The organism is Blastocatellia bacterium, assembly GCA_035573895.1.
In the GTDB taxonomy this organism is placed as follows: Bacteria; Acidobacteriota; Blastocatellia; order HR10; family HR10; genus DATLZR01.
On record DATLZR010000149.1, the window covers coordinates 38195 to 45100 of the forward strand.

The following is a 6906-nucleotide window of genomic DNA, read 5'->3' on the forward strand; positions in this document are numbered from 1 at the left end:
GCCTTCTTCCTCCCCATGCACGCTGGCGTCTGCGTGAGCGGGCGCACACGACCGACGTCTCATTCGTCCTCAACGGATCACTGCCGGTTGCCCTCTCAGGATTTCCTGCGCAGCCCGCGTGACGACTTCGATCAGATGCGCCTCAGTGAAAAGCGCCTCGGGAAGTTCCTCGTAGGTCACCTCGAGGGTTTCCAGAGTGAAATGCCGACCATCGGGGACGCTTTCGACCTCGACACGTCGGATCGTCGGCTGACCCTCAACGGTGGTGATTTCGGTGAAGCGAGCGATGCGTTCTCGTTCCCCTCGGACGTTATAGAGTTCCACCATCATGGGCAGGAAAGTATCCTGCCGATAGAAGCCGACCATTCGCGGATAGTCTGATTCCCGATCGGCTTTCAAATGACTCTCCACCACATAGGTGGGCACGCCGTCAATGACCTGCACCCCGGTGAGGGTGTGGTCATAGTTGTAGAGTTCTCCCCCGATCAATTCCTGAACCGAGACGCTCACCCCTTTGTAGCTCAGTCGCCGTCCCGTCGAGAGTCTGACGATCCGTCTCAATCCGGGGAGGTAGGAAATCACGTCGGTCTTCTGCCCCGGGCGCTCGATGACGAGCACGGCCTGCTTGCTTTCGCTCACAGGCGAGACGATTTGCATGAAGGTGCGCGTTTCGTCCGCCGACGGTCGGTGCAGGACGCGAACGAGAATTTCTTCCGGCGCTGCTTCATCGCCGGGGAAGGAAATCTTGATTCGGGCGGAGAAAGGACGGCGGGAGAATTGCTGCCGGAATCGCTGGATGACGTCCTCACCGCTGATGGCCGGCAGAGGAGATTCCTCGTGCGCGGCTCGTCGCTGACACTGCGAAGCCAGAAGCGCCACGAGCACCGCTCCGACCACCATGACAACCCGCTGTTTCACGCCCCCAAGTGTAACATCAGCGTCGGAAGAGGTTCAAACCAACGAGCGGATGAGCGACGAGAGCCGGAAGCACAAACAGATTCGAGAGCAGTGACACGAAGACGGTCATCGCGGCCAGCAAGCCTTCGATCCGAATGGGGGGGAATGTCGAGAGCCCGAAGATGACAAACGCGGCGATCAGCGTGAGGTTGGCGACGAGAATAGGCGGACCGGCGTGAAGCAGCGCCCGATGCAGCGCGATGTCCGGTTCGATTCCCCGCCGCCGCTCATCCCGATACCGCCACAGAAGATGAACGGCGTTATCCACAGCCAGCCCGAGGACGACGCTCGCCACCAGGCTCGTGTTGATGTCCAGAGAAATTCCCGTCCATCCGAGAACCCCGAAAAAGAGGAGGATCGAGAGGGCGTTGGGAATGAGCGCCACCATCGCCGCATTCGACGAGCGAAAGAGAGCGACCATCATGAACCAGACGAGCGTCAGCGCCACCGTCAAACTGCGCGATTGCTGACGCGCCACATCATCGGCCGTTCGATTGAGTAGCACAAACAAGCCCGTGGGATGAACGGTCATCTCGGCGAGATTGGCCCGCGCCCATCGCTCAATGCGAGCAAGCACCCGGCTCATTTCTCTCGAACCGAAGAGATGGGACCTCACGAGAATCACGGCCTGCGATCGCTCCCGGTTCATCAGGTGACGCGCCATGTCATCTTGCGAGAGTAGATCGGCGAAGATATTTTGCACGCGCTCGCGATTGTCGGGAATGATCGCTTGCGCGGGATCGCCCGACGCGAGAGCCTGATTGACCTCGATGACCAGATCGGCGATGGAAAACGTCGTGTCAATCCCCGGCTGGGCTTCGATCTGGCGCTGAAGCTCGACGATTCGCGCGAGGATCTCCGGCCGTTCGAGGGCTCCGCGTCTTCCGGCGTCAACCAGAAGATGAAACGAGGCTACGCCAGCCAGCTTCTCGTGAAGGAAGCGAGCGGCCGCGTGCAGCTCCGACCGAGAGGGATGAAAGCGCAGGTAATCGGTATTGATCTCAATACGCGTGAGGCCGATCACGCTCACCAGCGTCACAAGCACGGTGACCCTATAAATGGCCCGCCGTCGGCGCATGACGAAGTGGGCGATCCTCTGCGACAGATGCGCTAGCCTCTCCGCCGTTGAGGTGACCGCCCGCAGGTGAAGGGGCGCAAGCACCAGAACAGCGGGAACGAACGCGAGAGCCAGGAACAGCGCGATTCCCACGCCACAGGCGGCAAACACGCCCAGGTCCCGCGACGTGGGAATCCCTGTGAAAATTAGCGACGTGAATCCCGCCATCGTCGTCGTGGCCGACACAATGACCGGCCACTGAATGAAGGCCAGCGCCTGACGCAAACGGTCGCGCCAGAGCCCGAGCGGTGCCTCCGGCCCGGAGAATGTCAGCGAATCGGTTTCCTCGGACGACGTCGCCTCACTCGGTCTGTTATCCCGAACGAGAGAGCCCTGTCCGATCTCCCGAATGAATGGAGGCTCGCCGGGAAAATCTCCCGTCTGCCAGCAACGATGGAGCACATGAATGACATAGGAACCGGCAATTGCCATCAGGATCACCGGCAACGTCAGGGTGCTGACGGTGATGGGCCGTCGCACAAGACTCATGACGGCCAGCGTCAGGAGGACGGACAGAGCCACCGTCCCCAACGGCAAGAGAACCCCTCTCAACCGGCCAAAGGTGAGGGCGAAAGCGATCACCACCAGACCCAGCGACACCGGCAGCAATCTAAGTAAATCCCGCATCATGCTCCGCGAGCCGCGATACTCCATGATGGGTTCCCCGGCGATGTAGACGTCGTCAGGGCCGGCCACGCTGCGGGCCACGCGATACATTTCTTCGGTGATGGCGATGTCGGCCGTTGGCGAAAGAAAGATCGTGATCGCCGTCGCCCGACCATCGTCAGAAAGGAGATTGCGTCGCAGCAACCGATGGCCGAGCGCCCGCCGGCGGATGGTGCGAAGTTCGGCGGGGGAGGGATTCGGCGGGAGCAGAGTTTTCACCTCAAGGGCGCCGCCGACGCTCTCAATGGTGGGGATGTTGGTGAGGCTGATGACGCGCTCGACCCCGTTGAACTGTTCGAGCCTCCGGGTCAGCTCCCGCAGCCGCATCAAAAAATCGGGAGAGAACACGTCGCGGGTGTGAAGACCAATGACCAGCAGCCGATCGCTGCCGAAAATTCGCTGCGCCTGAGCATAGAGACGACGGGCCTCGTGACTTTCGGCAATGAGCGTATCGGGCGAGCTGTCAAACTGCATGCCCTGGCGAGCGAGTTGAACGAGTGAAAGAAGGGCCAGGCCCAGCACCAGAGCGATCACCGCCCGGGGTCGAGCGAGGGTTCTCGCAAGAAGAGGGCTCACGACCTCATCCTTACCGTTTGGCGGGACCGTCCCGTCAGGGGGCGTGGCCGAGCGAATGAACGGCCACGGCCTCGACGGTTGGTGCTCCACGCCGTGATGAATGTTGGACCGACCGCGTCACCCTCACGTATTGGCCGGTTTTTCCGTGAGCGTGAGCGTCAGTGTGAGTCGCTGGCGCCCACGGTAGATCACGGCCGGGATAGTGTCGCCGGGACGATGGCGATTCATCACCCGGTTAATATCGTCCAGAGTCGTGATCCTCACGCCATCAAGCTCGTAGATGATGTCGCCGCCAAGGTAATAGATGCCGCGTCCAATGCGCACCGGCTGGCGTCCGCCACGAATGCCGGCTCGATCGGCCGCCTCTCCGGAGATGACCTCTGACACCATGACGCCGGATCGAACCGGCAGGTCCAGTTCCTCGGCCAGACGCGACACCGGATAGGGCAGGGCAATGATTCCCAGCCAGGGGCGAGTCGCTCGACCCCGGGCAATCAAATCGGGCACAATGCGCTTGGCCAGATTGACCGGGATGGCAAAGCCAATCCCCACGCTGCCCTCCGAGGGCGTGAGGATTTGACTGTTGACGCCGATCATTTCACCCTGGGAGTTGAGTAACGGGCCGCCGGAATTACCGGGGTTGATCGAGGCGTCGGTTTGAATGGCTCCCTCGATGAGTCGGCCATTGCGGGCGCGAATGGGGCGTCCGAGGGCACTGATGATGCCGCGTGTGAGCGTCTGACCGATGCCGAAGGGATTACCGATGGCCAGAACCTTCTGCCCCACCATCAACCGATCGGAATCACCCATCTTCACGACGGTGAGTTTCTCTCGCGGCGCGTCAATCTTAATGACCGCCAGGTCGGTATCCGGATCGGTCCCCACCACGCGAGCGCGATATTCGCTGCCGTCGGCCAGCGTGACAAACAACCGCTCGGCCCGCTCGACAACGTGATAGTTGGTCAGAATGTGACCCTGCGTGTCAATGATCGAGCCCGACCCGCCACCTTCTTCGGGATAGACGGCGAAGAAGTCCTGAACCATCGTGATCGTGCGGATGTTAACCACTCCCGGCGAGGCACGGCGATAGACCTCGATATTGTTCCGCTCATCCTCGATCAGCGCTGCTGCTGAAGAACTCGCCGGTTGCTCCCGCTCCGGCGATTCAAAGGTGATGGCGGGCTTATCCAGCCAGCGGTAGTAGCCGATGACCAACCCCGCCGCCAGAAATGCCGAGAGAAAGCTGATGAGCACCAGATGTTTGAACGAAAGACGATACATAAATCCTCCACCGCCTGTGATGTGCGAGTGTGGCGCAGGCCTTCAAGCCTGCGCTCTCCCGCAGACTGGAAAGTCCGCGCCACTTGTGGCGCGGGCTTTCGAGCCTGCCGTTTTCATCAGATTTTTCCCAGCTCATTATACGTCTCCGGTCGGCGGTCGCCAAAGAACTTCCAGACGTGACGCACTTCACGGGTCATGTCAAGGTCAAGTTCCGCCATCGGCGGTTCATCTTTATCACGGCTGGTTTCGGCAGCAGTAGTCATCGCTTTGAAGATCGTGCCATCATCCACCAGGAACACGCCGGGATAGGCCCGGAAGAGTTTGAAACTCGTCACGCCTTCCTGATGAATGAGCCGTTTGAGTTCCGGCAGCCGCTCAGCGGGCAGATCGGTGACGATGAGGTGGAAACTGTAATCAATGGCCGGCTTGCCGTTGGCCTTCTGGTGCCAGTTATCGAGCGCTTGCGTGAGCGACTGGCCTTTATACCGGACGGCGAAATCAATGATCGGCGTCCCCCCATGAGCGGCTGCGATGCTTGCCGTGCGAAAAATCATCCGAGGACATGGTCCCGCCTGAGGGAAGTTCCATCTCGCACCTTCTCGCTCCGGGGTCAGACACGGTAGGGGGCTTAGCCTACCACTCTCATGCGGGTTGCCATTCTCCCTTCTTCGCATCGGCGATTGCTCTCGGAGCAGGCGAAGGGATATACTTCGCCCGCCTTGCGTCATGAGGCGTTCCACTTCGCCTGGTTGAGGGAGTCACGTTTGTGATACGACGGAGGAGGACGATGCCGGCACGGGAAATGGCAGCCGCGACGAAAGCTCTGAGTCTCGGAGAGCGTTGGTTTCACTTGAGCGAATATGGAACGACGATCAAGCGCGAAATCCTCGCGGGCGTGACGACGTTTCTCACCATGGCCTACATCATCTTCGTCCAACCCGCCGTGCTGAGCGCGGCCGGGATGGATTTCGGCGCCGTGTTGATCGCTACATGCGTGTCGAGTGCGGCGGCCACGCTCCTCATGGCCTTTTTAGCCAACTACCCCATCGCCGTAGCTCCGGCGATGGGCCACAACTTTTTCTTCGCCTACACGGTTGTGTTGACCATGAAGGTGCCCTGGGAGGTCGCCCTCGGCGGTGTGGCGATCGCGGGAATCGTCTTCATCCTCACGGCCGGATTTGGCCTTCGGGAGCGGGTGATCACGGCCATCCCGGAATCGCTCAAACACGCCATCGCGGTGGGGATCGGCTTGCTCATCGCTCTGATCGGCCTGGAGTGGGCGGGTGTGATCGTGGCGTCTCCAGGAACACTGGTGAAGCTCGGCAGGTTGACGGACCCTCCGACAATGCTCTCGCTGTTCGGGTTGACGGTGATGGCGATGTTGTTTGCCCGTCAGGTTCGGGGAGCGGCTTTGTGGGGCATTCTCGCCACGACGGCCGTCGGGCTGGCACTGGGACTCGTTCGCTATCAGGGACTGGTTGGTCGGCCTCCTTCGCTCGCGCCCACCTTTCTCAAGCTCGATATCGCGGGGGCCTTTCGTCCCGATATGATCGAGGTGATTTTCGTCTTTTTCTTTCTCGCTCTCTTCGATTCCGTTGGCACGCTCGTCGGCGTCGCCCAGCAAGCGGGACTGATGCAGAACGGCGTCCTGCCGCGAGCGCGTCAGGCGCTGCTGGCCGATGCCATCGGAACGGTTGCGGGAGCGATGCTGGGAACCTCGACGGTGACGGCCTATATCGAGAGTGCCACCGGAGTCTCGGCCGGTGGACGGACGGGATTGGCTAACGTCACGACGGCCGCGTTGTTTCTTCTCTCGCTTTTCTTTTATCCGCTCGTCAAAATGATCGGCGGGGGCTATCCGGCCGATGGCGGAATGACGCTCTATCCGGTCATTGCTCCTGCGCTCGTGCTCGTCGGCACGATGATGATGAAGGGCGTCAAGCTCATTCCCTGGGATGATATGACCGAGGCCATCCCGGCATTTCTCACCATCATCCTCATGCCGCTGGCCGTCAGCATCACAGATGGTATCGCCTTCGGATTCATCGCCTATGCCGTGCTCAAGCCCGTGGCGGGTCGCGGGCGCGAGGTTCACTGGTTCATTTACCTCTTTGCCGTCCTGTTCCTCGTTCGCTATATCGCATTGACGTGAATCGCCCCGCTTCGCAGCAGACGAGCGATCGGGAGGACGACCAAGCGCATTTTTGCGACACCGGTGTCAGGGCAAAGGCTCCTCCCCTGCTGGTCCCCTTTCCTGGTGCGGGGCGGTATGCTCTGAGCCGTTACGAAGGGAAGGGAATCGGCCTTTA

The 6906-nt window shown here is 60.7% G+C and carries 5 protein-coding genes; 1 reads left to right on the forward strand and 4 read right to left on the reverse strand.

Features of this window, described 5'->3' with window-relative positions; all coding sequences use genetic code 11:
- Window positions 1-69: 69 nt before the first annotated feature.
- The 4 genes from VNM72_12965 to VNM72_12980 all read right to left on the reverse strand — a co-directional run bounded on the left by VNM72_12965 (window position 70) and on the right by VNM72_12980 (window position 5151).
- A complete protein-coding gene (locus VNM72_12965) occupies window positions 70-918 on the reverse strand; it encodes an outer membrane lipoprotein-sorting protein (protein ID HXF06307.1) in 849 nt (282 codons plus the stop codon).
- A 16-nt stretch (window positions 919-934) separates the two neighbouring features.
- On the reverse strand, window positions 935-3316 hold the full coding sequence (locus tag VNM72_12970; GenBank protein ID HXF06308.1) for an MMPL family transporter: 2382 nt from the start codon (window positions 3314-3316) through the stop codon (window positions 935-937).
- A gap of 123 nt (window positions 3317-3439) precedes the next feature.
- Window positions 3440-4597 (reverse strand): trypsin-like peptidase domain-containing protein, encoded by a 1158-nt coding sequence (locus VNM72_12975; protein ID HXF06309.1) that lies wholly within the window; start codon window positions 4595-4597, stop codon window positions 3440-3442.
- Between the two features lie 116 nt (window positions 4598-4713).
- Entirely contained in the window at window positions 4714-5151 is a 438-nt protein-coding gene (locus VNM72_12980; GenBank protein ID HXF06310.1) for a hypothetical protein, read from the reverse strand.
- A gap of 233 nt (window positions 5152-5384) precedes the next feature.
- Here VNM72_12980 and VNM72_12985 point away from each other — a divergent pair, with 233 nt between their 5' ends.
- On the forward strand, window positions 5385-6749 hold the full coding sequence (locus VNM72_12985) for an NCS2 family permease (GenBank protein ID HXF06311.1): 1365 nt from the start codon (window positions 5385-5387) through the stop codon (window positions 6747-6749).
- The last annotated feature ends 157 nt before the right edge of the window (window positions 6750-6906 follow it).

Coding starts and splice junctions, on each gene's coding strand:
- VNM72_12985 (HXF06311.1), top strand. CDS start 5,385: ATGCCGGCACGGGAAATGGCAGCCGCGACGAAAGCTCTGAGTCTCGGA.
- VNM72_12975 (HXF06309.1), bottom strand. CDS start 4,597: ATGTATCGTCTTTCGTTCAAACATCTGGTGCTCATCAGCTTTCTCTCG.
- VNM72_12980 (HXF06310.1), bottom strand. CDS start 5,151: ATGATTTTTCGCACGGCAAGCATCGCAGCCGCTCATGGGGGGACGCCG.